Consider the following 24,099-nt stretch of genomic DNA (forward strand, 5'->3'; position numbering starts at 1 on the left):
AAAAAAAACACCGCTTTTTTACTTATTAGTAAAAGCGGTGTTTTTACACTTCAATCAACTGAAAATAAAAATATCTCTATTATTATTCATTCTATAAATTTTCACTTAAAAATAATAAGGTAAAAGACACCTTATATAATAAAGGAAAATCTATGAATAATTACAGATGGGATGTTATATACGCTTGTTCAGGTAATTATATAAATAAACAATTATCTAATAATAAAAATCAACTTATTCAATCTTTTGAATATGAAGATTCGGAAATTAAAATCACAGGAATTTTTGACTCATGGAAAATTGTTTCTGGTGGTAGTGGTAATTTACTTCAATTTGAAACTCCTATTAAAACAGGGGTGCTTTTCATTAAGCAATTCAATGAAACAATTACTCTTAATAATGTGATTCCCTTAATAGAAATGCAATTAAAGTTAATTAAAGGGAGTGATCAAACCGTACTTTATAAACTTGTTTTTAATTGTTTAATAGAAGGGAAAAACAAAGGTGATATGACTTTTGGTGCAGTCACTGTGATTAACCCAGATGTGAGTGGAAACTTAGGAAAATATCTTCGATCTCACCCGCAAGAAGCCTCTTTAGGTGCAGCACTACTCACTATTGGTTTATCTCGTGTTTTTATACAAAATGCAGAGCAACTTAATTTTGTATTTGCCAATATATTACCTTCACCAACAGGAGAAAATGCAAATTGGTTGACACCTAAAAAACTTACCTATGCCTATCAACAGCCTGTTAGTGGTGCTTTAGGTGGTATTGCCATTTTAGGTATGTTAGAGAATGTATCGATCACTAATTTACCTCGTAGTTTTGATACCAATTTATTATTTAATAAAGATTTTGGTTTTATATTATCGGCGAGGGCTTTTCTATTAAATGTTGTTATACCTTCATTGCCTTTAAGTTTTCAAGGGAATTCTACTTTTTATGATTTTCGTTTAGAAAATAATGTAATAAATTTAAATAATAATTTTAATCTTAATGCAGTCAAAGTTGATTTAATTTATTACACACCAACAGTCACCGACATTAATTTTCATATTGAAGATAATAAAATGTGGTGTTATGTTTCAACACATACAAATATCACTGGATTAACCGGAGCTTATATTATAAATACTGTCACATCAATTAATCCATCCTCATTTAATGTATCAACAAAAACATTGTCTTTTAATTCTGATCCAAATAAATCAGCAACAAAAAATGAACATATTCCATGTTGGGAACAAGGACTAGGTGCTTTAACATTTGGCATTATGAATATTGTAATTGAAGCCATCAGCCTTTCTATTGAAAACTCAATGGGTACACTCACCTCATCAAAAACAGCTCAATCATTAAGGGAGCTAGCGCCAGGACTCGTCAGTTGGAATGGTCAGCAGAATATGACGATTGATGCGGGTGGGTTAGCCGATAATGTTTATATGCAAGGAAAATTAAATTAAGGAAAACATTATGAATAACTCAGTGAGCACATTTGGTTGGGATACGGCTTATCTCGCTTCTTTTCCTATTGTAAATAAAGCAATAATGGTACAAAAAAGCTTTCCAAGCACTTTTGACTATAAAGACGCTACTGATATTACGATATCGGGACATTGGGAGTCATGGCAATTAATCCCAGCTGGTGCTGGAGGTGATGTTCAATTGAAAATGAAGCAGGTGCAGAAGCCACCATTTCAGGTTCAATTACGGGTTCTATTGGCATCGCTAAAGCCGTAACTCAACAAGAATATGATCAAATTCCTGCTTTAAACACTTTTTCCACTAATTGTATAGGTGCAACACAATGGACTTCTTTATCAAATTACACCTTACTTGGTGCCAATTTTCAGACTAGCCTAGTTATGGGGATCTCAATGGATGTAGATAATTAATCCAATCATTTATTTTTTGATGATACTGTGATACCAACAACCTAATTATATGAAAGATAAATCATCTCAAAGAGAAGATTTATCTTTTTTCCAAAGATTAAATACTGAATTATCAATCAATTAAAAAAAAGCCGATATTTCTATCGGCCAGTCAAAGAGGAATTTCTCATTATACAAGAGAGTCATTACTCCGCCCTCTTAGCGCTAGAATAGCAATATATTATAAATATTTCATTATTTTTTATTATTCATAAAATAAATATAACATTGACATAAAAATCACTCTAATAATAAGGGTGTTTATTTATATTAAATAAAAAATTAGCATTCAGAATATATTAGTGAAAAATCAACATCATTTTATTTTTAAAAGGATTTAAAATTGAAATATAAAAATATTTTTATCGCAACAGTATCTATCATTTATTCTTCCTGTGTTTTTTCAAACACAGTAAATACCCCCCCATTCTCTGATGTAATCACGCCAGAAAATGAAGAGCGAGAAAATAAAAAAAGCTATTTAGTATCAACGGTTTTTAATCAGATAGTTGATAGTAATTTAATTAATATAGTAAAAGGAACAAATAAAGATAAAGAAGCCTATGGTATTGAATTAAATAGTAGCGTAGCTAAAGATTTAGAAAAATACTTAAGAAATCGAAATTTAACCGATTCTGCCGATCTTATAAAGCAAAATATCGTTAATAAAAATGGTTATATTTATATTCAATCTAGCAATAGTGATTTAAAAATGGGAATGGTGGGTTATTTATCAGAAAAAGATTTATTGACCGAAAAAAACCGTAATGAAGTTATTAATATAATCAAGCATGCGGAAACAATGATCTACAGTACTCAAGATAGTGCATTAACATTAGATGATCTAGAGTCTCCCGAGAGACTACATAAAATAGTCGATAATCTCAATACCAAAAACCGTTTTTTATTGTTATTAGAAAAAAACACAAAACAAGATCTAGCCCAGATGAGTAAGTTACAAGAGCAAGATACTAGAATGCTAAATAATTCAATTTTAGATAATAAGAAAAGATTATCAGAAAACATTAAAAATAATGAGACTAAAATTCAAGAACAAAAGTTAATTATTGATAACAATAATGAATTAACGGAAAAAAATAAAAATGATATTGATACAAACACGCAAATTATAAATAGTAACACTGATAATATAAGAGCGAACAAAAGTGACATTGACAATATTACGAAAGACTATATAGATAATCTAAATATTAATGGAAATAATATTTCATTAAAAAGCCATTTTGCAACGCTCTATACTGAACAATCAATCTCAAGAAATGAATTTAAAACATTAAAAAGTGACTTTGAATATTTTAAATCTGACACTCAAAACCGTTTTTATAAAGTCGAAAAACGTGCTAACCAAGGTATTGCCTCTGTTGCGGCAATGAGTAATTTACCTTTTACCGATACAGCAACATTTAGTACAGCCATTGGTATTGGTAATTATCGTAATGCCACAGCCCTCGCTTGGGGTATGCAATATCGTATTAATGAAAATGTTAAAGTCAGAGCATCAACAGCATGGAATGAGACAAATAGTTGGGTCTCTGCGGGGGGGGTAGGCATTAGTTGGTAGTCATTCAGCCTAAAGTAAAAACAGAGAAAGCTAAGTAAAGCTTCGTTTTCTCTGTTTCATTCAATTAAAAATCCGTTATGCTGAGGTTTAGTGATCGACACTTAAAGGAGCGTATCAAATGACGGGTATTTTTCAGAAAGTTAAAAACTGGATAGGGATAAAAAACGCTCAGCATTATCCTTACCCTGCCGTTGATATTACGCTACCAAATAATATCTCTTTACACCTTGTAGGCAGTATCCATATGGGTGTTCCCACAATGTCACCACTCTCCAATGTGCTTATTAACGAAATAAAAAATGCAGATGCGATTATTGTTGAAGCGGATATCTCAACGGATGTACAACCTTTTGATCAAGCCTCTCTCTTTAGAGAACCATTAGAAACTCGTTTAAATGAAACACTTTTTTCTCAAATTATTCAACACTGTGAAGATCTCTCGCTTTCTCTTTATCAAATTGAAAATAAACCACTTTGGCAAATTGCGTTAATTTTACAATCAACCCAAGCCATGCAACTTGGATTACAACCGCAATATGGTATTGATTATCAAGTCATTCAGCATGCAAATAAACACCAAAAAAACATCATAGAGCTTGAAGGTATTGAGAGTCAGGTCGCACTATTATTGGATTTTCCTCATGATGGTCAGCAATTACTCGAGGATACGCTAAGAAATTGGCACGATAATGCACGTACATTGCAAATCATGATCAATTGGTGGTTAAATTATAATAGTAGAGAGAAACAACCGCCTTTACCGAATACCTTTAGTAAAGCTGTATTTGATATTTTGATGGAAAGCCGTAACCAAAAATGGGTAAGCACGTTATCAACATTACCCGCAGGTCGTTATGTGGTAACTGTCGGCGCCCTTCATTTATTTGGCGAAGAAAATTTGATCGATTTATTAACATCCCAAGTATAAAGATATTGTTCTAACCTTGTAAGTAGGAATAACTATGACTCCCGCTGTAAATTTACTGGAAAAACAAAAAATCAAATTTACCCTTCATCCTTATGAGCATGATGCTAATGTCCATAATTTTGGTGATGAAGCGGTCGAAAAACTCGGTTTAGATAACCGCCAAGTATTCAAAACACTTTTAGTGGCCTTAAATGGAGATGCTAAGAATCTTGCCGTTGCAGTAACACCGGTTTCTGGTCAGTTAGATTTAAAACTCGTTGCTAAATGCTTTAAGGCTAAAAAAGCAGATATGGCAGATCCCCAAATTGCACAAAAGGTCACGGGTTATTTAGTGGGTGGAATAAGTCCATTAGGTCAGAAAAAACGCCTACCAACAGTGATTGATGAACAAGCACTCGAATTTGACACTATATTTGTTTCTGGTGGTAAACGTGGCTTAGATATTGAATTATCAGCAAAAGATTTAGGCACTGTATTAGGTGCTCAATTTGCACTTATTCGTAAAGAGTCATAATCCTTAATGATTTTTTATTTTAAGGCTCATCCTCAAAATAAGAAATTAACGTGATTTAGACCCCAAATAAAAGGCGACATTAGATGTCGCCTTTTGTCTATATAAGCGTTATTGGTAAGATTTATTTTTTGTAAACAATTTCGCCTTTAGGTTCGAAATCATCAGCTTTCAATGGAGAGTGTGATTCGATATAACCTTTTAATACTTCAGCATCAACGAAACCCGTATTTACATAACCTGGGTGTGTATCAATTTTCGGATAACCATCACCACCAATACCGTTAAAGTTCAGTGTCGCCATACGGTAAGATTTTGTTTTATCTAATGGTTTACCTGCAATTTTAACATCGCTAACTTTACAGTCTGCATCTACGGTTAAGCTAACATTGTAGAATTGTGCATAAGCACCAGAGTCTACTTTCATACATGCAACAGCTGATAAATAAGGTTCGACTTCTTCACCTTTAAAATCAACATAAACCAGTTCGTTCGCGAATGGTTGAACTTTCAGAACATCTTTGTAAGTGATATCACCAGACTCAATAGAATCACGAACACCACCACCGCTCATAATGGCAAAGTCTGCATTCGCACGTTCAGCTTGAGCTGATAATAATAGACGTGCCATATTGGTTTGAACAAAGCGAACTTTACTACGATCACCTTCTAATTTACCAACAACCTCACCCACTTTAACATTCAGTTGCTCACCACCTTTTTCTTGGTAAGGTGTCAGCAGTTTCATCATTTCAGGGTTATGAGGAATTTCTTTAGTGTAGTAAACGAGTTCAGTTGTGCCATCGTCTTTCTTCACTTTCTGATTTAAGTTGATTGGGATTAATTGGTAATGTTTTAGCGTGAATACACCATTACGGAATTCGAAATCTGCACGACCAACATATTTGCCCCATTCATGAGCCTGAACAATCCATGTACCATTTTGGTTATCTGGTGCACAAGGTGTTCCTGGTACATAATCCGCTTGTTTGTAGTTTTTATTCTCTTGAGACATACAAACAGGATCTTGTGAGTGACCACCCACAATCATATCAAGGTAACCTTTTGGTAACGCACGCGCCATTTCCACATCACCCGGTGCGTTAGAGCCGTGATTACCATCATCATAGTGACCCATATGAGTTGCTGCGATAATAATGTCTGGTTTTTCCGTTGTACGCAGTTCTTCTACAACTTTTTTAGCTTCATCAGACGGTTTGCGGAATTCAGTATCGGGGAAGTTTGCTGGGTTACCAATACGCACAGTATCATCAGTCGTTAAGCCTAATACTGCAATTTTGACACCTTGCTTATCAAAAATGGTGTAAGGCTTGAATAAACGCTCACCCGTACTTTTTTGATAAATATTTGCAGATAAGAATGGGAATGTTGCCCATTTTTCTTGTTGACGTAAAACCTCTAATGGATTATCGAATTCATGGTTACCCAATGCCATTGCATCATAGCCCACAAGATTCATACCTTTAAAATCAGGCTCTGCATCTTGTAAATCAGATTCTGGTACACCCGTATTGATATCACCACCTGATAACAGCAGTACGCTACCGCCTTTTTTAGCCACTTCATCACGAATATTATCAACAACCGTTTTTTGTGCAGCTAAGCCATATTCACCACGATCGTTATGCCAGAAATGACCATGATGATCATTAGTATGTAGAATAGTTATTTCGTAGGTTTTATCCTTTTCCCATGCCTGAGACATCGCAGGCGCCATCGCTAAAGAAACCGTCAATGCGCATGCTGATAATTTAAAAGATAAGCTCATGGTATATCCCCATGTATATTATTTATTGAGAAGGTTCTGCCATGGTTCTACAGTAGAAAAAGAAGACAGAAGTTAAATACTTTTGCTGTATTTTATGACGTAGGTTATATAATTTTTTTATTATTTCATTGATCCAATAGTTTTTTTGAGACATGAATCAAACTCTATTTCTCACAAAAGCACTCAACTCCAAATAGATGTAAACTAGACCAATAAAAATAGAAACAATTTATTAACAAAATAATGTGGCAGGGAATTAAAATGAGCAATGCCGATCCAACGCTTCCCATAGAAGAAACTGACGTTTTACAACGAAAAGCCAATAAGCGTAATACGGTTTTTAGTATTTTAACTGCTATCAGTTTTTCACACCTTCTCAATGATATGATCCAATCATTGATATTAGCTATTTACCCTATGTTGCAATCTGAATTTTCTCTCAGCTTTGTGCAAATAGGGATGATAACGTTGACGTATCAAATTACAGCATCCTTGTTACAGCCTTTTATTGGTCTCTATACTGATAAATATCCTAAGCCTTACTCATTACCTATTGGTATGGGTTTTACGCTAACAGGGCTTATTCTTCTCGCCTTTGCTGATACATTCCCAATGTTATTACTCGCAGCAGGATTAGTCGGTACAGGCTCGTCTATTTTTCATCCTGAATCATCTCGTGTTGCAAGAATGGCATCAGGTGGAAGACACGGGCTGGCACAATCACTATTCCAAGTGGGAGGCAATTTAGGCAGCTCTTTAGGTCCTCTTTTGGCGGCTTTACTGATTGCTCCTTATGGCAAAGGTAATGTCGGTTGGTTCTCTCTTGCTGCATTACTGGCCATTATAGTGCTATTACAAGTTAGCCGTTGGTATAAAATTCAACAAGAAGCTCAGAAAAAACAACCAATGGTGCTAAACAACAAAGCAATATTGCCACGTAAAGCCCTTTTTGGCTCTTTAGCCATTTTACTTATTCTGATTTTTTCTAAGTATTTTTATCTTGCAAGCATCAGTAGCTACTATACTTTCTATTTAATACATAAATTTGGCGTTTCAGTGCAAAATGCACAAATTCACCTATTTGTTTTCCTCTTTGCTGTCGCTGCTGGCACCATGATTGGTGGCCCCATAGGCGATAAAATTGGCAGAAAATACGTTATTTGGGGATCTATTCTTGGTGTTGCGCCTTTTACGCTGATACTCCCTTACGCTAGCCTTTATTGGACTGGCGTACTTACTGTATTCATTGGTGTGATTTTGGCTTCAGCATTTTCTGCTATCTTAGTTTATGCTCAAGAGTTAATTCCGGGTAAAACTGGCATGGTTTCAGGGCTTTTCTTCGGACTTGCTTTTGGGATGGGAGGGATTGGTGCTGCAGTCTTAGGATATGTTGCTGATCAGAAAAGTATTGAATATGTCTATCATATTTGTGCTTATCTCCCACTATTAGGTATTTTCACCATTTTTCTTCCTAATATTGGGGTGGATAAAACTGAATAACTTGTAATTATCCCTGTTATCTAAATGAACTAGTAACAGGGTATTTCTTACTTTAAAAGGTAAGACTGATTAAAATAACATAAAAAAGTGCATTTGCATCAAAAAACTCAATCAACTTGCTATTTTTATAAATAATCGATAATTTTTAGCGAATTTATTGCATGAATACGTTAAACTATCAGCCTGCTATATTACTCGCCCCCCGATACATGTAGTTTTATAAAAAGAAGGAGAATTGATGCCGCATTCAACACCCCTCATTACCACCATTGTTGGTGGGTTAGCACTTGCTTACATTTTAGGCATGATCGCTCAACGGCTAAAAATCTCACCTTTAGTAGGATATCTTGCTGCGGGTGTACTCGCTGGTCCATTTACTCCCGGCTTTGTCGCTGATACATCTCTCGCCCCTGAACTCGCTGAAATTGGCGTTATTCTGCTAATGTTTGGTGTAGGTTTACATTTTTCGTTAAAAGATCTGATGGCAGTGAAAGCCATCGCTATTCCGGGTGCTATTGCTCAAATTGCAGTAGCAACACTATTAGGGTTGGGATTATCAGCATTTTTTGGCTGGGGTTTATTTAGTGGCATCGTGTTTGGTTTGTGTCTTTCAACTGCAAGTACCGTCGTTCTTTTACGAGCACTTGAAGAAAGAGGTCTGATTGATAGCCAACGAGGTCAAATTGCCATTGGTTGGTTGATTGTTGAAGACTTAGCAATGGTATTAGCCCTTGTACTACTCCCAGCTATTGCCAATATGCTGGAAAGCAGCGATCAAACCAATGTTTCTCAACTCATGATCAATTTAGGTATCACAATCGGTAAAGTCGTAGCCTTTATCTTAATCATGATGATTGTTGGTCGTAAGCTTATTCCGTGGATCTTAGCTAAAACCGCGGCAACAGGCTCTCGTGAACTCTTTACGCTGAGTGTATTAGCACTCGCTTTAGGTATCGCTTACGCTGCGGTGACTTTATTTGATGCCTCTTTCGCATTAGGTGCTTTCTTTGCGGGTATGGTGCTTAATGAGTCTGAGTTAAGCCACAGAGCCGCACAAGATACCTTGCCATTGCGTGATGCCTTTGCTGTTCTGTTCTTTGTGTCCGTTGGTATGCTGTTTGATCCAATGGTATTAATTGAACATCCTCTTGGTATCTTAGCAACACTGGCTATCATTATTATTGGTAAATCTGTCGCCGCGTTGGTGCTTGTACGAATGTTTGGGCATTCTCGACGAACAGCCTTAACCATTTCTGTCAGTCTTGCTCAAATTGGTGAGTTTGCCTTTATCCTTGCAGGTCTAGGTGTGGCGCTAAACGTTTTAGAGCCAGATGCACGTAATCTTGTTTTAGCTGGTGCTTTAGTCTCGATTATGCTAAACCCAGTTCTGTTCTCTTTATTAGACCGTTATCTGGCAAAAACAGAAACCAAAGAAGAAGTGGAACAGCTACAACAAGAAGAGCTGGAAGAAGAGATGCCTGTCCCTGTTGATATTTGTGGTCACGCCATTATCGTCGGCTATGGACGTGCAGGAAGCATGCTTGCTGAAAAATTATTAGCTCAATCTATTCCATTAGTGATTATCGAAAATAGTCGTAATAAATTTGCTGAGTTAAAAGAGAAAAGTTTAAACACAGTACTGGGTAATGCATCGACTAAAGAGTCACTTGCTTTAGCCCGTATTGATTGCGCTAAATCTTTATTACTGACGATACCGAATGGTTATGAAGCAGCAGATGTCGCTGAAACGGCAAGAAGTATGAACCCTGATTTAAATATCATTGTTCGCGCCCATTTTGACGATATTATCGTGCGAGCTAACTATGATGAAGAAGCTTCTTTTATCCTTGAAAAAGGCGCAAATCACGTCGTTATCGATGAAGATCAAACAGCATCTGCAATGGCGGATATGCTAATTAAAGAAGTTGAATTTGGTTGCGCTATTGATGATACACCTGAAAATGGTCAACAAATCATTGCACCTAGTGCAGCGCAATAATCAAACACAGGTAATCACTTAAATCCATAGAATTTAAGTCAATAAAAAACCTATCAATAAATGTTGATAGGTTTTTTTATTTCACACTGATAAAACAAGACTTAGAAACAATACAAACTTAGCGTTCCCAATAGGCTTCTTCCAAGCTGTCTTCTTTTTCAGGTAAACCGCGCGTCAAGCGTGGAGAATGCTGGCTTAATACTTGATAACTCACTCGGTTAGCATATTTACATACTTGTGCTAATGATGAGTAAGTTAAATAAGTCCGAGGATGCTTACTTGAATTTGGCACATTAATGCGATGATAGCTATTTGCTGTAATATCATGCAGTAATGCTGATAATGCTGCATCACCCGCACCATTGGTATTCATAATTTTTTCAGGGCCACCCATATAAGGTTCAATATGAGAATAGACTTTCTCTGGCTCTTCACAATCTTTACGACGCATTGCTCGACTAAATTCATAACGATTAAATTCAGCAATAGCACCGGGTAATAAAGGATGTGTGGTTTGGCGCTTAAAGCTGTGTTCTGTATAGCCACCCATATAAAGCCCAGCAGGTCCCGCAGTACAAAGCACTAAATCAACCCATTCTAAAGCAACATCGGAAGCCAACAGAGGATCTGCATGCCCAGTTAATTCAAAAGCTTCATCTTCATTCATGGCGACAACAGAAACGTGCTCTTTTAAGAAATCACGCCACCATTGTGGATCATCTGCAATAACATATTTTGTGCCAAGTGTGAGAACGACCGGCACATCATATTTTTTCGCATACTCAATCGCTTTCATGGTTGCTAGTGGCATCGGTTCACCTGGTTTACAGCGAACTAAGTAAGCCGTTAACACCAATGCGGAAGCTTCTGCAATCACCTCTTCCGGAATGCTTTCAGGTTTAAGTTGATTCATTTGACCGGGGCTAATAGCAAATGTGCGTTCACCATTTTCCGTGATCAGCGTAAAGCAGCGCCCAATGGCACCATCAACACCTTGGAGGTAATTGAGATCAGTACGGCTAGATGTGTTACATAAATAACGATAAGCATAGCTACCAATCTGAATGTTATTACACATAGTACCTAATAACACAGAGCGGTCGTCAGCCAATACAGAGTAGTTATGTAGCGTATTACCAATAGTGCCACCAGCGAATTCGTGTGTTATCAGATTATTGTCTGTTAATTCACGATAAAGTGCCTCTGCGATATCATCTTCAATAACAAGAGAGTGTCCCTGACTCAAGTTATAACGGTTAATAAACTCTTCATCAACTTTCGCTTCAATATCAACCAATGTTTGGTCAATACCCACGATATAAGCGCGAGAGGATTCACTCTCCGTCATATTGATGATGGGTTGTAATAGAGGATCTCGTAAACTAACGGGAAAATAGTGTTTGGATTTTCGTTTGCCAGGGAATTTCATTGTGAACGATGCTACACAGCTAAAAAAGATGCGCAATGTTAACACAATATTATGGGAGAGGCAGTAGGTGTACGTCAGTACACCTACTTATTTAAAGATATTTTTATGCGGTTTTACGACGGCTTCTTACCATATAGCTCAATAAAACACCCATAACAGACAGAATGAAACCAACAAAAGCGGCACCCACTAAAATCAGAGCACGTTTAGGTGCATCTTTTTTAGTTGGTTCGTAAGGCTTCAACATATATTTGAATGGTACAAATTGAAGCTCGCCTAATTTCACTTTTTCTAACTGTTGAATATTGTATAAACGGTTTTTCAGATCTGTGCTTACTGTTGTTGGATCAGTAATAGCTTCAGTGATTGCCAGTTTACTGCCTAATGCATCAGAACCCATTGCAATAGAGTAATCAGGATCATCTTTAATCTGCGCACCTTCACTTGAAATCGGTTTTTTCACGCCAGCCGCATTAGCAATTTCTAACGCATATTTTAGACGTTGCACATTCACATTACGTGCATTGGCAATACGCTCTAAATCCATTTCATAGGCTTTTTGCGCAAAACTTAATTTACGTTCAATTTGGTCATCAATTTCATCTTTTACTTCCATTCGCACTTTGGTGGAAATAAAACGAATATAACCAGAAAGTAAATCATAAGCCTCTTCTGAAGTTGGTGCAGTAAAGCTTAGATTAATTTCTCCACTAAACTCATCTTCACTTTTTTTATCATCTGAAGCTTTTAAATTAATGTCTTTGGTGACAATTGATTCAATAAGTCTACGTTGATCCAACGGCGTTGGATTTTCCATTTTAGCCAACAAACGTTTGTAATAATCCGTACTTATTAAATATTCTTCACGTAAAACACGAGAGTTATAGTTATTGATAAACTTTTGATAAACAGATGACCCATTCACACCAGTATCAACATCCACTAAGCTAAGCTCAGTCAATGTTGCTCTTAATTGCTTCATTTCATCAAGCATTGGCTTGGTAATTGCAGCTTGGCTCGTCCATTTTTGTGGTAAAAAACTTGCAACAGTAAAGCCAACGATAGCAAATAATAACGTGATACCAATAATGACAAATTTTGATTTATAAATAACAGAAAATAATTCAAAAAGATCTATTTCATCGTTCTGTTTTAGATAGAAATCGTCAAAATGTCCTTTATCAACTTCTGAAGATTGTGGTTTTGAAAGCTTACTATTCATTTTCCTGCCTAAATTTAGGTAATGCAGTGTCCGTTTATCAGCACTTTTAGTGGTTCACACTAAAATACTTAAAAAATGAGAAAAGATAAGTTTATATATAACTGAAATATGATCAAATTAATATATCATCAAATCCGATAATTTTATTTATCGAATTCAGTAATTATTTTTTACATACCTCTCTGATCATCGCTTCTAACAAGTCAATATGCTCAGGATCATCATTTAATGCCGGAATGTATTCATACTGTTTGCCACCACCATGAATAAAGAACTCTCGGTTCTGTTCATTAATTTCTTCTAATGTTTCCAAACAATCAGATGAAAATCCTGGGCACACAACCTGTACATGTTCAATCCCTTCACTTCCCAGTTTTTCCATCGTTTTATCCGTATAAGGCGATAGCCAAGGTTCACGGCCAAAACGTGACTGGAATGTCAACATGACTTGTTCTTTAGGATAACCTAGCTTCTCTTCTAATTGCTCTTTTAATTTTTCTGTTGTGAGGCAACACTCATCGTAATAAATATCACCCGTTTTGATAAAACGCTCAGGTATACCGTGGAAAGAGAGAATTAAACGATTGGGTTTGCCATATTGCTGAAAACTTTTCTCAATAGAGGTGACAAGTGCTTTGATATAAAGCGGATGAGTAGGATAACTACGAATAAAGTGAAGAGAGGGCATTGTACGCATGTCTTTAAAAATTCGACTGACACCATCAAATACCGCAGCAGAAGTAGAGCAAGAGTATTGAGGATAAAGTGGTAACAAAATAATGTTCTCAACACCTTGTTGTAATAGTTTTTCAACCCCTTCATTTAGTGATGGATTGCCATAACACATTCCTAACTCTACAGGGATATTAGGTAATCGCTGAGCAACCGCACGTTGTTGCGCTCGACTATAAACTAAAAGTGGCGATCCCTCATCCATCCAAATCTGTTGATACAATTTAGCCACTTTAGGTGAGCGAAACGGTAATATAGCCCCTTGTAATATTGGTTTCCAAATCAAAGGAGAAACATCAACAACACGAGGATCGCTAAGAAATTGTGCCAAATAACGTCGAACAGCCCCCGTTGTCGGCGCATCAGGTGTGCCTAGATTAACCAAAAGAACACCATACTTAGCATCATTCATACTATGACTCCTTAGAGTTATTTTATTAGGATAACCAAAGAGTAGAAGAATAAAGGAAAATAATAGATTGTGCTTGTCAATTTATTGGATCGCGCTTTTTATCTCATCTTCTTATTTTTAAGATAAAAAAAATCCCGGCTCAACCGGGATTAGTCATCACAATGACGAATTAGCCAAGGATACTTTTCAGTTCAGCGTTAATTTCGCTTACTTTTTGTGTACCATCAACTTTGAAGTATTTCGCATTGTTTGCTTTAGCTTCATTTTGGTAATAAGAAACTAATGGTGCAGTTTGAGTATGGTACTCAACTAAACGTTTACGAACAGTTTCTTCTTGGTCATCTTTACGCGTTGTTAATTCTTCACCCGTCACGTCATCACGATTTTCCACTTTAGGTGGGTTAAATTTCACATGATAAACACGACCTGATGGTGCGTGAACACGACGACCAATAATACGATCGACAATGATTTCATCCGGTACAGCGAATTCCAGTACGAAATCCACGTTAATACCCGCTTCTTTCATTGCATCAGCTTGTGGAATTGTTCTTGGGAACCCATCCAACAAGAAACCATTACGGCAATCGTCTTGTTTGATGCGCTCTTTAACTAACGCAATAACTAATTCATCAGTCACTAACTGACCATTGTCCATCAGTGCTTTTGCTTTCAGTCCTAGTTCTGTACCTGCACTTACTGCCGCACGTAACATATCACCAGTTGAAATCTGTGGGATACCATAGTTTTCTTTAATGAATTGAGCCTGAGTGCCTTTACCAGCGCCTGGAGCGCCTAGCAGAATGATACGCATCGCGTAAATCCCCTTGCATTTAATTTTTTATATTTAAACTCGAAAACGCATTACCATACCATTTTGTGAGGTCATCGCTCAAGAAATCACGGTAGCGATTGCATTTTATTTTTTATCGAAAAAGAAAAAACCACGCTCTCTTTTCAGATAAACGTGGTTTAAATGTTTGAAAACGAAAACAGTTACGCTTTTTGAACTAAAAGTTGATTCACTAAGCGAATAAACTGGTTTGGATCCTCTAAAGAGCCTCTTTCAGCAAATAGAGCCTGATCCAGCAATAAATTTACCCAATCCGCAAACAACGCTTCATCGGTTAACTCGGCAGTTTGTTTCACTAATGGGTGATTTGGGTTCAGCTCAAAGTTATATTTCACTTCTGGTACTGCTTGTCCTGCAGCTGCAAACAACTTGGCCATTTGTGTTGTCATTTCATCAGCACTGGTTGTCACAATTGCCGGAGTATCTGTTAAACGATGTGTTAATTTCACATCTTTAACTTTATCCCCTAGCAAGGTTTTAATGCGTTCAACAAAAGGTGCTAATTGTTTATCTGTTTCTTCTTGCTCAGCCTGCTTCTCTTCATCAGCAAGTTTATCAAGAGATTCATCTGCTTTACTGACAGACTGGAATGATTTGCCATCAAACTCAGTCAGGTAATTCATCATCCACTCATCAATACGATCAGATAACAGCAGTACTTCGATACCTTTTTTGCGGAACAGCTCTAAATGAGGGCTATTTTTCGCAGCGGCATAGCTATCAGCAGTGATGTAATAGATTTTTTCTTGGCCTTCGACCATACGGTTAACGTAATCTTCCAGTGAAACTGTTTGAGCATCGCTGTCATTATGCGTTGATGCAAAACGCAGTAATTTAGCAATAGCAATGTTAGATGAGTCTTCTGCGGGGCCTTCTTTTAAGACTAAACCAAACTCTTTCCAGAATGCTTGATACTCTTCAGGCTTGTTTTCTGCCAATTTTTGCAACATCTGTAATGCACGCTTAGTTAATGCACTGCGTAAATTACGTGTAACAGAGCTATCTTGTAAAATTTCACGAGAAACGTTTAACGGTAAATCATTAGAATCCACTAACCCACGGATAAAACGTAGGTAATTAGGCATAAACTGCTCAGCTTCATCCATAATAAAGACACGCTGAACATAGAGTTTTAAACCATGGCGTTGTTCACGATTCCATAAATCCCAAGGCGCTTTTGAAGGCACATATAATAAGCTTGTATATTCTTGCTTACCTTCTACACGGTTATGTGCCCAGCTTAATGGATCTGCGAAATCATGAGAGATATGTTTATAAAACTCTTTATACTCTTCATCACTCACTTCAGCTTTGTTTCGAGTCCACAGTGCTTGCGCTTTATTAATTTTTTCCCATGTTACAGTGCCGTCTTCTTCATTTTTCGTTTCAATTTCAACAGGCAGAGAAATATGGTCGGAATATTTACTAATAATGCTACGCAGGCGCCAATCATCTAAATACTCATCTTCACCTTCACGTAAATGAAGCGTAATTTCAGTACCACGATCAGCTTTTTCAATATCAGCAACGGTGTAATCACCTTCACCTTCAGATTCCCAAAAAACACCTTTATCGGCGCTTTCACCAGCAGCCCGAGTACGTACTGTCACTTTATCTGCAACGATAAACGCAGAATAGAATCCAACACCAAACTGACCAATTAGTTGGCTATCTTTAGCTTGATCTTGTCCGATAGATTCTAAGAATGATTTTGTACCTGATTTTGCAATAGTACCGAGATTATCAATGACTTCATCACGAGTCATACCAATACCATTATCACTGATAGTCAGAGTACGAGCTTCTTTATCAGTGGAAATGCGTACATGCAACTCGCCATTATTTTCATAAAGCGCTGCATCTGATAATGCACGGAAACGCAATTTATCAGCCGCATCTGATGCGTTAGAAATCAATTCGCGAAGGAAAATTTCTTTATTGGAGTAAAGAGAATGGATCATTAATTGAAGAAGTTGTTTAACTTCTGACTGAAATCCTCTTGTTTCCTGACCTTTCATACTCATTTTTACCTCAATTAATCCTAATTTGGCGAAAAAAATCAATATGGATAAAAAGTGGGGATAGTTAAGCAAGTTTCAAGGGTTGAGTAAGAAATTAAGCTAATAAAAGTGATTACGCACCTTATATGATTAAAGTTTGAGCCAAAATAATACTTGTTGGATATTTTTAGTTGTATATTTTATTACACAGCGATATTAACTTGGGTTTATAACTATGAAAGCGTTATTACAGCACTGTTTATTGGGTATTGGCTTACTCTCCCTCTCTTTTTTCTCTTATGCAGATAGACAAATCGTAGACCAAATTGGTCGCACCGTTACCATTCCAGATAAAGTAGAAAGAACGGTAGTTTTACAACATCAAACCCTCAATTTATTAGTTCAGCTTGATGCAACAGATAAAATTGTTGGCGTGATGTCTAATTGGAAGCAACAACTTGGTGATGGATATGCACAATTAGCACCATCGCTAGAGAAAACACCTAAAGTCGGTGATCTCACCAGTTTTGATGCAGAGAGTTTAGTCAAACTGCAACCTCAAGTTGTCTTTGTCACCAATTATGCCCCTAAAGAGATGATTGATAAGATTTCTGCATTGGGTATTCCTGTTGTTGCAATTTCATTGCGTAAAGAGAGTAACGACGATAAATCAAAGCTTAATCCAACATTACAAAACGAAGAACAGGCTTATAACGAAGGGCTAAAAGAAGGTATTTTATTGATTGGTGATATCGTCAATAAATCAGAAAATGCACAAGCATTAGTTAACGATACCTTTAAACAACGTGAGCAGGTTAGCCAGCGCTTACAAGATATTCCTAAATCGCAACGAGTCCGTGCCTATATGGCCAATCCTGATTTAACCACTTATGGCTCAGGAAAATACACGGGACTTATGATGGAACATGCAGGCGCCTTTAATGTTGCCTCATCAACCGTCAAAGGCTATAAACAAGTTTCTTTAGAGCAAGTTATTGCATGGGATCCAGAAGTTATTTTTATTCAAGACAGATACCCTCAAGTTGTTGATGAAATCAAACAAGATGCACGTTGGCAAGTGATTAGTGCGGTTAAAAACAATCGCATTTATTTAATGCCTGAATATGCAAAAGCGTGGGGTTATCCAATGCCAGAAGCCATGGCAATCGGTGAATTGTGGATGGCAAAAAAACTCTATCCTGAAAAATTTAGTGATATCGATATGCAAAAAGCAGCTAATGATTGGTATCAAAAATTCTATCGTACTCAATATCAAGGAAAAGAGTAAGATATAACACCATGATATTTTCCCTTTTTGCAGCAGGTAGCTTAAAAACCACACTACCTGCTTTTATTGAGCATTATAAGCAGAAAACAGGCGAAAAGTGGGCGCTTACATTTGGACCCGCTGGACTTTTGCGTCAACGAATTGAACAAGGGGAAACCTGTCATTTATTTCTTTCTGCTGATGAAAATAATGCTCAACAATTAATCAAGAAAGGCTTTGCACTGCAATATGCCCCTTTTATTGCCAATCAGCTTTGCATTACCGCTCGTCGTAACGGTGTAAATGAAGAAGATAACTGGCTTAGTGTATTATCAAATACCGCATTAAAATTAGCGATATCCACACCAAAAGCAGATCCATCAGGGGATTACAGTTGGCAACTTTTTAATAATATTGCACAAATTAATCCAGAGTTAAGTCAGGCATTAAAAATGCGAGCACTTTCTTTGGTTGGAGGTAAGCATTCACTTACTATCCCTCAAGGTAGAATGGCTGCTCATTACTTAATTACAACACATCAAGCTGATGCCTTTATTGGCTACCAGCACTATCAAGCACAACTCAGTCAATTTCCTGAATTAAAGATATTCGATATTCCAAAGCCTTTTAATGTTACCGCGCACTATTGTGCAACACTTATTCATTCTCAGGCTTATAGTTTATATCAGGAGATATTATCTCCTTATGCTAAAGCGTATTTTATTAAAGCTGGGTTTTTACCGCTAAGTTAGGTTCCCTTCTTAGCGGTAAGTAATCTTATGTTACATCGCTATTTTTGGGCGTCATTGACAATGATAGCGTTAGCACCTGCTTTTGCTTCATCTAATGCGTGTTTTATCGTATCAGCGTGAGCAAGTACAACACCTAAACGGCGAGAACCCGCAATTTCAGGCTTGGCGAAAAGGCGAATTTGACGATCCGCCTTCAATGCTTTTTCAATACCAGAATACACAATATTCGTACTATAAAGCTCAGGTAAAATAACCGCTGATGCACAAGGGCCTAATTGGCGAATTCCACCAATGGGATAGCCTAAAAAAGCACGAACATGAAGCGCAAACTCTGATAAATCTTGAGAAATTAGTGTCACCAATCCAGTATCATGAGGGCGAGGTGAGACTTCATTAAAAAATACCTCATCACCTTGAACAAACAACTCAACACCAAATAAACCATAGCCCCCTAAGTTCTCAACCACTTTACTCGCAATATGCTGTGCTTTAGCAAGCGCGATGTCACTCATCTTTTGAGGTTGCCATGATTCACGGTAATCCCCTTTTTCTTGTCGATGACCAATAGGGGCACAAAAATGGGTACCATCAACAGCGTGAATAGTCAGTAACGTGATCTCAAAATCAAACGGGATCATTTTTTCAACGATAACGCGTCCTTTTCCTGCTCTCCCGCCCTCTTGCGAGTAAGTCCAAGCTTGAGCTAAATCGTTTTCATTACGAATAACACTTTGCCCTTTTCCAGATGAACTCATGACAGGTTTTACAATACAAGGGAAGCCTATTTCTAGAGCAGCTTTTTTAAAGCTCACTTCATCATCAACAAATTGATAGTTCGATGTAGGTAAATGCAGTGTTTCCGAGGCTAAACGACGAATACCTTCTCTATCCATAGTTAGCTTTACAGCACGGGCACAAGGAACAACTTTTTGCCCCGCTTGTTCTAATTCAACCAGTAACGTTGTTGCAATAGCCTCAATTTCAGGAACGATAAAATCAGGTCGCTCTTGTTCAATAACTTGCTTTAACGCATCGCTATCCAACATATTTACAACATAATGACGATGAGCAATATGCATAGCTGGAGCATTGATATAGCGATCAACGGCAATCACTTCAATTCCCAAGCGTTGGCATTCTATCGCGACTTCTTTGCCTAATTCACCGGCACCTAATAACATCACTTTTGTTGCACTTGCTGTAAGAGCCGTACCCAGCACTGTCATTTTTTATCCTCACCATTAATAAAAATCACAATCACGCAAACGATTGCCTTTCATATAGCATAGCGGATTTAGCTTGATAGAAAAATAGCCAGACAAAAAAATAATCAGACAGATAAATAAAACAATTACATTGTTTGGCTACGCTTTCCTTTTTGAATTTTTAGATAATTAAGGCGTTTTCGGATAAGTGCTAAGATACAGCATAAAAGTCCTAACCAAATCAGTGAGAAACTCACGCCTTTTACTTCATCAAAAGCTTCGTGGAATAAGAAAACAGCCAGTAAAAATTGAATGGTAGGTTCAATGTATTGCGCTAATCCTATCACGGTTAACGTGGTTCGTTTGACTGCAGCAGTAAAGAATAATAACGGCAAGATAGTCACTGGAGCTGTTAAGATATAATAAAAACGAGTCAAATTATCAGCCGAAGGTAATGCACTTTTATCGGTAACAACCAACCAAATCGTAGCGCCTATTGCTAATGGCATTAACCAAAGAGTTTCCATAAATAAAGACGTGATCACATCAAAACGAATAAACTTACGAATTAATCCATATACAGCAAATGCACCGCCCATCATTATAGCCAATACAGGTAATTCACCGTACATCCACAATTGATAGCCCACACCAGCACAAATTAAAGCAACAGCCCATTTTTCTGCTGAATTAAGCTTTTCTTTAAGAAATATGACGCCTAATAAAATTGAGAAAAGCGGATTAATAAAATACCCCAAGCTCGCTTCTAATACTTGTTGATGTGTTAATGCATAGGTAAATGTACACCAAGAAACGGCCATAGCCATTGAGCTAAATAGACACATAAAAATAGAGCGCTTATCTTGTAAAACAGCGCGCCATCGTGTCCTATTTTTAATAAAGAGTCGTACGAATAATAAAAGAGGGATAGACCAGATCAAACGCTGAGCCAACATTTCTAACGGCTGCGCTCCCGGTAACAGCCGATAAAACAGAGGAGTAATTCCCCAAAGAATATAAGAAAAAATGGCTAATACCGCGCCCGATTGAGCCCACATTTAATGTTCCATCAATAAAAGTCGATAAGATTTAATATCATACGCTTAAAACCGACAGAACAATATGATCAGCATCGCTGATTGATTGATTAAACATCAGTACAACAGCATAGATGAGATAAAAAAATCTCCACAAATAACCACTCCGAGAAAAGTCGTTATAAATGGAGAATAGGAAAATCCATTAAGGGAAAACCGTGGTAAAAACCACAACCAGAAAAAATAGGTAAATTGTTAGAAAATCTCCCTAACATGCAAAGGCGGTTGCTGCTGAACAAAATCATGTAATTTTTTACGACTTGGTGCCGCGGCTATTGCCCCCTTTTTAGTGGTGGCTAAAGCGCCACAAGCAGCTGCTTGCGTCACTATTTTTGATAGATATGGTTCATCTTCAGCAAAACCATATTCAGCAAGCGCAGCTAACAAGCCTGACATAAAGGCATCGCCAGCACCGGTTGTATCAATACATTCAACGATAAAGGCACTAAATGCGACTTGGGTATTTGGCGTTAAAACTAAACAACCTTTAGAGCCTTGGGTGATCACTTTTAAACGAGCGGGATAATCTTCTAATTTTTTAAGTGCATTATTCAATGTCACTTCTTGTGTCATCCACGTAAGCTCATCTTCGGATAATTTTAATATGTCTGCTTTATGCGCATAATTATCAATAACTTCGCGCATTTCTTCATGATCACACCACATTTGAGGTCGTAAATTAATATCAAAACTCAGTAGTGAACCGCTTTCTTTAATATTTTTGATTGCACAATCTAAGGTCGAGCGACAAATGGGATTCACTAATGCTAAAGAGCAAAAATGCAAAATATCTTTTTCAAACGCAGGTAAAGATTTTTCTGTTAAAAATTGATCCGCAGACTCAGCAACTAAAAAAGTAAAATCACGCTCACCATTTTCTTGTAAAGAGACAAGAACAGTACTGGTACGATGAAACTCATCAAATTCCATTGCACGAGTATCAACGCCCAGATCAAACAATGTTTTTTGCATAAAATGGCCGAACGCATCTTCACCTACACGTCCAATAAAACCACTTTGTTGACCAAGCTTAGCAACGCCAGCAGCAACATTGACTGGCGCGCCACCAGCACATGCTTCATATTGCATGTTTTGCAATGGGATCAAGTCAACAACAGCGTCACCTAAAGACCAGACTTTCATAATCTCTCCTGAAGATAAGCAATTATTTTTCTTAACTATATTCTGTTTTTATGACTATTCATAACGAATAAGTAAAGATATTGCTCGTAAATCCACACTGATAACGTTAACATAATGAGATAAGATGATAAAGTCAATCTCATGCATCGTATTTTTTTCACTCTAAATGTTATCGTTAACAACAAGAGTAATAGTGTGATTACATCTGTTCTTTACCCTTTTGTGATCTTAAAAACACACTAATAACTCTAAAATATAATAAGGATAATGATATGAAACACCGCTTAGAACAATCAACAAAAGCCCTAAATACCTTGATTGAAAAACGAGGCAATAAATTTTATCCCCAGTTTCATTTGGCAGCGCCTGCGGGTTGGTTAAATGATCCTAATGGTCTTATTTATCATGATGGTTTATATCACGCCTTTTATCAGCACCATCCTTATTCTCAAGATTGGGGACCAATGCATTGGGGACATGCCACAAGTACCGATATGATCCACTGGCAACATCAACCTATTGCGTTAGCACCAGGAGATGACTACGACAAAAGTGGTTGCTTCTCAGGATCAGCAATTAGCCATGACGGTAAACTCTATCTTTTCTATACCGGACACAATTGGTTAGCCGCCGAAGGGGATGATAACCAAATCTATGAAGCGCAATGTGTTGCTATCAGTGAAGATGGCATTCATTTTGAGAAAAAAGGGATCGTTTTAGAACCCCCTAAAGGTTATATGCATTTTCGTGATCCTAAAGTCTGGTATCAAGACGGTAAATGGTGGATGGTTGTTGGTGCTCGTGATGAAAAAGATCAAGGACAAGTCCTACTTTTCTCTAGCGAAACCTTATTTGAGGAAGGTCAACAGTGGAACAACGATTACACTGTTTTAGGAAAAACGGATGATAAAAATGTCTATATGTGGGAGTGCCCTGATTTCTTCCCTATTAGCCAAGAAAACGAATTTGCAATCGTCTTCTCACCACAAGGAAAACGAGCCGAAGGCTATCAATATCGCAATCTCTTTCAATCAGGGGCATTAATTGGCCAGTGGTCGCCAAATCACCCCTTTAAACCACAAGGTCACTTTATTGAACTTGATAATGGCCATGACTATTATGCGCCACAATCATTTACGACACCTGATGGTCGTCGCGTTTCAATGGGATGGATGGATATGTGGAATTCGCCAATGCCTTCAAAATCTGAATTTTGGTCTGGCTGTTTTACACTCCCTCGTGAAATCACGTTTGATAAATCCAAAAATCGCTTACGCATGATCCCCGTTAAAGAAGTCGAATCATTGCGCCAAGAAAAACAGACTATCCAGCCATTAACACTCAGTAATCAATCTATCGAGCTAATAAATAATACTGCCGCTATCGAACTCGACTTAACGTTATCTTTAGACAGTCATGCTGAAAAATTTGGCTTATGGCTAGGTGAAGGGCTTGAGCTATTTGTTGATAATCAATCACATCGTTTAGTTCTTAACCGCCATTATCCTCAGCACAATATGAGTGGAGCTAGAAGTATTCCATTACCTGAAGGTTGTGAATTGAATTTACGTATTTTTATTGATCGTTCATCAATTGAAGTCTTTGTAAATAAAGGCGAATTCACCTTTAGCAGCCGATATTATGCTCAACAAGATACTCAAACTTTACGTCTTTTTGCCATGAATGGCGATGCAACACTGATTAATGGTCAATATTGGCTGCTAAATAGTATTTACTGATA

19 protein-coding genes are annotated in these 24,099 nt (G+C 37.2%); 10 read left to right on the top strand and 9 right to left on the bottom strand.

Annotated elements, in window-relative coordinates; all coding sequences use genetic code 11:
• Positions 1 to 152: 152 nt before the first annotated feature.
• The 5 genes from JEP71_RS05685 to ybaK all read left to right on the top strand — a co-directional run bounded on the left by JEP71_RS05685 (position 153) and on the right by ybaK (position 4,961).
• Positions 153 to 1,466, top strand: a complete 1,314-nt coding sequence (locus JEP71_RS05685; protein WP_198620847.1) for a TULIP family P47-like protein — start codon at positions 153 to 155, stop codon at positions 1,464 to 1,466.
• Between the two features lie 10 nt (positions 1,467 to 1,476).
• Positions 1,477 to 1,743 carry a TULIP family P47-like protein gene (locus tag JEP71_RS05690; RefSeq protein ID WP_198625889.1) on the top strand — a complete coding sequence of 89 codons (267 nt, stop codon included), beginning with the start codon at positions 1,477 to 1,479 and terminating at the stop codon, positions 1,741 to 1,743.
• 537 nt (positions 1,744 to 2,280) lie between these two features.
• On the top strand, positions 2,281 to 3,519 hold the full coding sequence (locus JEP71_RS05695) for a YadA-like family protein (RefSeq protein ID WP_198625890.1): 1,239 nt from the start codon (positions 2,281 to 2,283) through the stop codon (positions 3,517 to 3,519).
• A gap of 118 nt (positions 3,520 to 3,637) precedes the next feature.
• The gene (locus JEP71_RS05700; protein WP_198620849.1) at positions 3,638 to 4,447 is read left to right on the top strand and encodes a TraB/GumN family protein; all 810 of its coding nucleotides are present in this window, start codon (positions 3,638 to 3,640) and stop codon (positions 4,445 to 4,447) included.
• A gap of 34 nt (positions 4,448 to 4,481) precedes the next feature.
• On the top strand, positions 4,482 to 4,961 hold the full coding sequence (gene ybaK, locus JEP71_RS05705) for a Cys-tRNA(Pro)/Cys-tRNA(Cys) deacylase YbaK (protein WP_198620850.1): 480 nt from the start codon (positions 4,482 to 4,484) through the stop codon (positions 4,959 to 4,961).
• A gap of 121 nt (positions 4,962 to 5,082) precedes the next feature.
• On the opposite strand, the gene ushA is transcribed toward ybaK, so the two are convergent.
• Positions 5,083 to 6,747 carry a bifunctional UDP-sugar hydrolase/5'-nucleotidase UshA gene (gene ushA / locus JEP71_RS05710; protein WP_109371359.1) on the bottom strand — a complete coding sequence of 555 codons (1,665 nt, stop codon included), beginning with the start codon at positions 6,745 to 6,747 and terminating at the stop codon, positions 5,083 to 5,085.
• A gap of 261 nt (positions 6,748 to 7,008) precedes the next feature.
• Between ushA and JEP71_RS05715 the strand changes: the two genes are divergently transcribed.
• Positions 7,009 to 8,247, top strand: coding sequence for an MFS transporter (locus JEP71_RS05715; protein WP_198625891.1), 1,239 nt, complete (start codon positions 7,009 to 7,011; stop codon positions 8,245 to 8,247).
• A 238-nt stretch (positions 8,248 to 8,485) separates the two neighbouring features.
• Positions 8,486 to 10,246, top strand: coding sequence for a YbaL family putative K(+) efflux transporter (gene ybaL / locus JEP71_RS05720; protein WP_198625892.1), 1,761 nt, complete (start codon positions 8,486 to 8,488; stop codon positions 10,244 to 10,246).
• Positions 10,247 to 10,364: 118 nt separating this feature from the next.
• Here ybaL and JEP71_RS05725 read toward each other — a convergent pair whose 3' ends face one another.
• From JEP71_RS05725 to htpG, 5 genes are all read right to left on the bottom strand, one after another.
• Positions 10,365 to 11,675, bottom strand: a complete 1,311-nt coding sequence (locus JEP71_RS05725; protein WP_198625893.1) for an inosine/guanosine kinase — start codon at positions 11,673 to 11,675, stop codon at positions 10,365 to 10,367.
• A 103-nt stretch (positions 11,676 to 11,778) separates the two neighbouring features.
• A complete protein-coding gene (wzz(fepE), locus tag JEP71_RS05730) occupies positions 11,779 to 12,897 on the bottom strand; it encodes an LPS O-antigen length regulator Wzz(fepE) (protein WP_198625894.1) in 1,119 nt (372 codons plus the stop codon).
• Between the two features lie 163 nt (positions 12,898 to 13,060).
• A complete protein-coding gene (gene hemH, locus JEP71_RS05735) occupies positions 13,061 to 14,041 on the bottom strand; it encodes a ferrochelatase (RefSeq protein WP_109371367.1) in 981 nt (326 codons plus the stop codon).
• A 169-nt stretch (positions 14,042 to 14,210) separates the two neighbouring features.
• The gene (gene adk / locus JEP71_RS05740; RefSeq protein ID WP_109371369.1) at positions 14,211 to 14,855 is read right to left on the bottom strand and encodes an adenylate kinase; all 645 of its coding nucleotides are present in this window, start codon (positions 14,853 to 14,855) and stop codon (positions 14,211 to 14,213) included.
• Positions 14,856 to 15,037: 182 nt separating this feature from the next.
• A complete protein-coding gene (gene htpG / locus JEP71_RS05745; protein ID WP_198625895.1) occupies positions 15,038 to 16,918 on the bottom strand; it encodes a molecular chaperone HtpG in 1,881 nt (626 codons plus the stop codon).
• A 211-nt stretch (positions 16,919 to 17,129) separates the two neighbouring features.
• Here htpG and JEP71_RS05750 point away from each other — a divergent pair, with 211 nt between their 5' ends.
• On the top strand, positions 17,130 to 18,182 hold the full coding sequence (locus tag JEP71_RS05750) for an ABC transporter substrate-binding protein (RefSeq protein ID WP_232797520.1): 1,053 nt from the start codon (positions 17,130 to 17,132) through the stop codon (positions 18,180 to 18,182).
• Positions 18,183 to 18,193: 11 nt separating this feature from the next.
• Positions 18,194 to 18,913 carry a substrate-binding domain-containing protein gene (locus JEP71_RS05755; RefSeq protein WP_198620854.1) on the top strand — a complete coding sequence of 240 codons (720 nt, stop codon included), beginning with the start codon at positions 18,194 to 18,196 and terminating at the stop codon, positions 18,911 to 18,913.
• Positions 18,914 to 18,951: 38 nt separating this feature from the next.
• Here the strand turns inward: JEP71_RS05755 and purT are convergent, their stop codons facing one another.
• From purT to JEP71_RS05770, 3 genes are all read right to left on the bottom strand, one after another.
• A complete protein-coding gene (gene purT / locus JEP71_RS05760) occupies positions 18,952 to 20,139 on the bottom strand; it encodes a formate-dependent phosphoribosylglycinamide formyltransferase (RefSeq protein WP_198625896.1) in 1,188 nt (395 codons plus the stop codon).
• A gap of 125 nt (positions 20,140 to 20,264) precedes the next feature.
• Positions 20,265 to 21,176, bottom strand: a complete 912-nt coding sequence (gene rarD / locus JEP71_RS05765; RefSeq protein WP_198625897.1) for an EamA family transporter RarD — start codon at positions 21,174 to 21,176, stop codon at positions 20,265 to 20,267.
• Between the two features lie 234 nt (positions 21,177 to 21,410).
• Entirely contained in the window at positions 21,411 to 22,358 is a 948-nt protein-coding gene (locus tag JEP71_RS05770; protein ID WP_198625898.1) for an aminoimidazole riboside kinase, read from the bottom strand.
• A 272-nt stretch (positions 22,359 to 22,630) separates the two neighbouring features.
• Here JEP71_RS05770 and JEP71_RS05775 point away from each other — a divergent pair, with 272 nt between their 5' ends.
• On the top strand, positions 22,631 to 24,097 hold the full coding sequence (locus JEP71_RS05775; RefSeq protein ID WP_198625899.1) for a glycoside hydrolase family 32 protein: 1,467 nt from the start codon (positions 22,631 to 22,633) through the stop codon (positions 24,095 to 24,097).
• The last annotated feature ends 2 nt before the right edge of the window (positions 24,098 to 24,099 follow it).

It is taken from the genome of Proteus sp. PR00224 (genome assembly GCF_016238105.1).
GTDB lineage: Bacteria > Pseudomonadota > Gammaproteobacteria > Enterobacterales > Enterobacteriaceae > Proteus.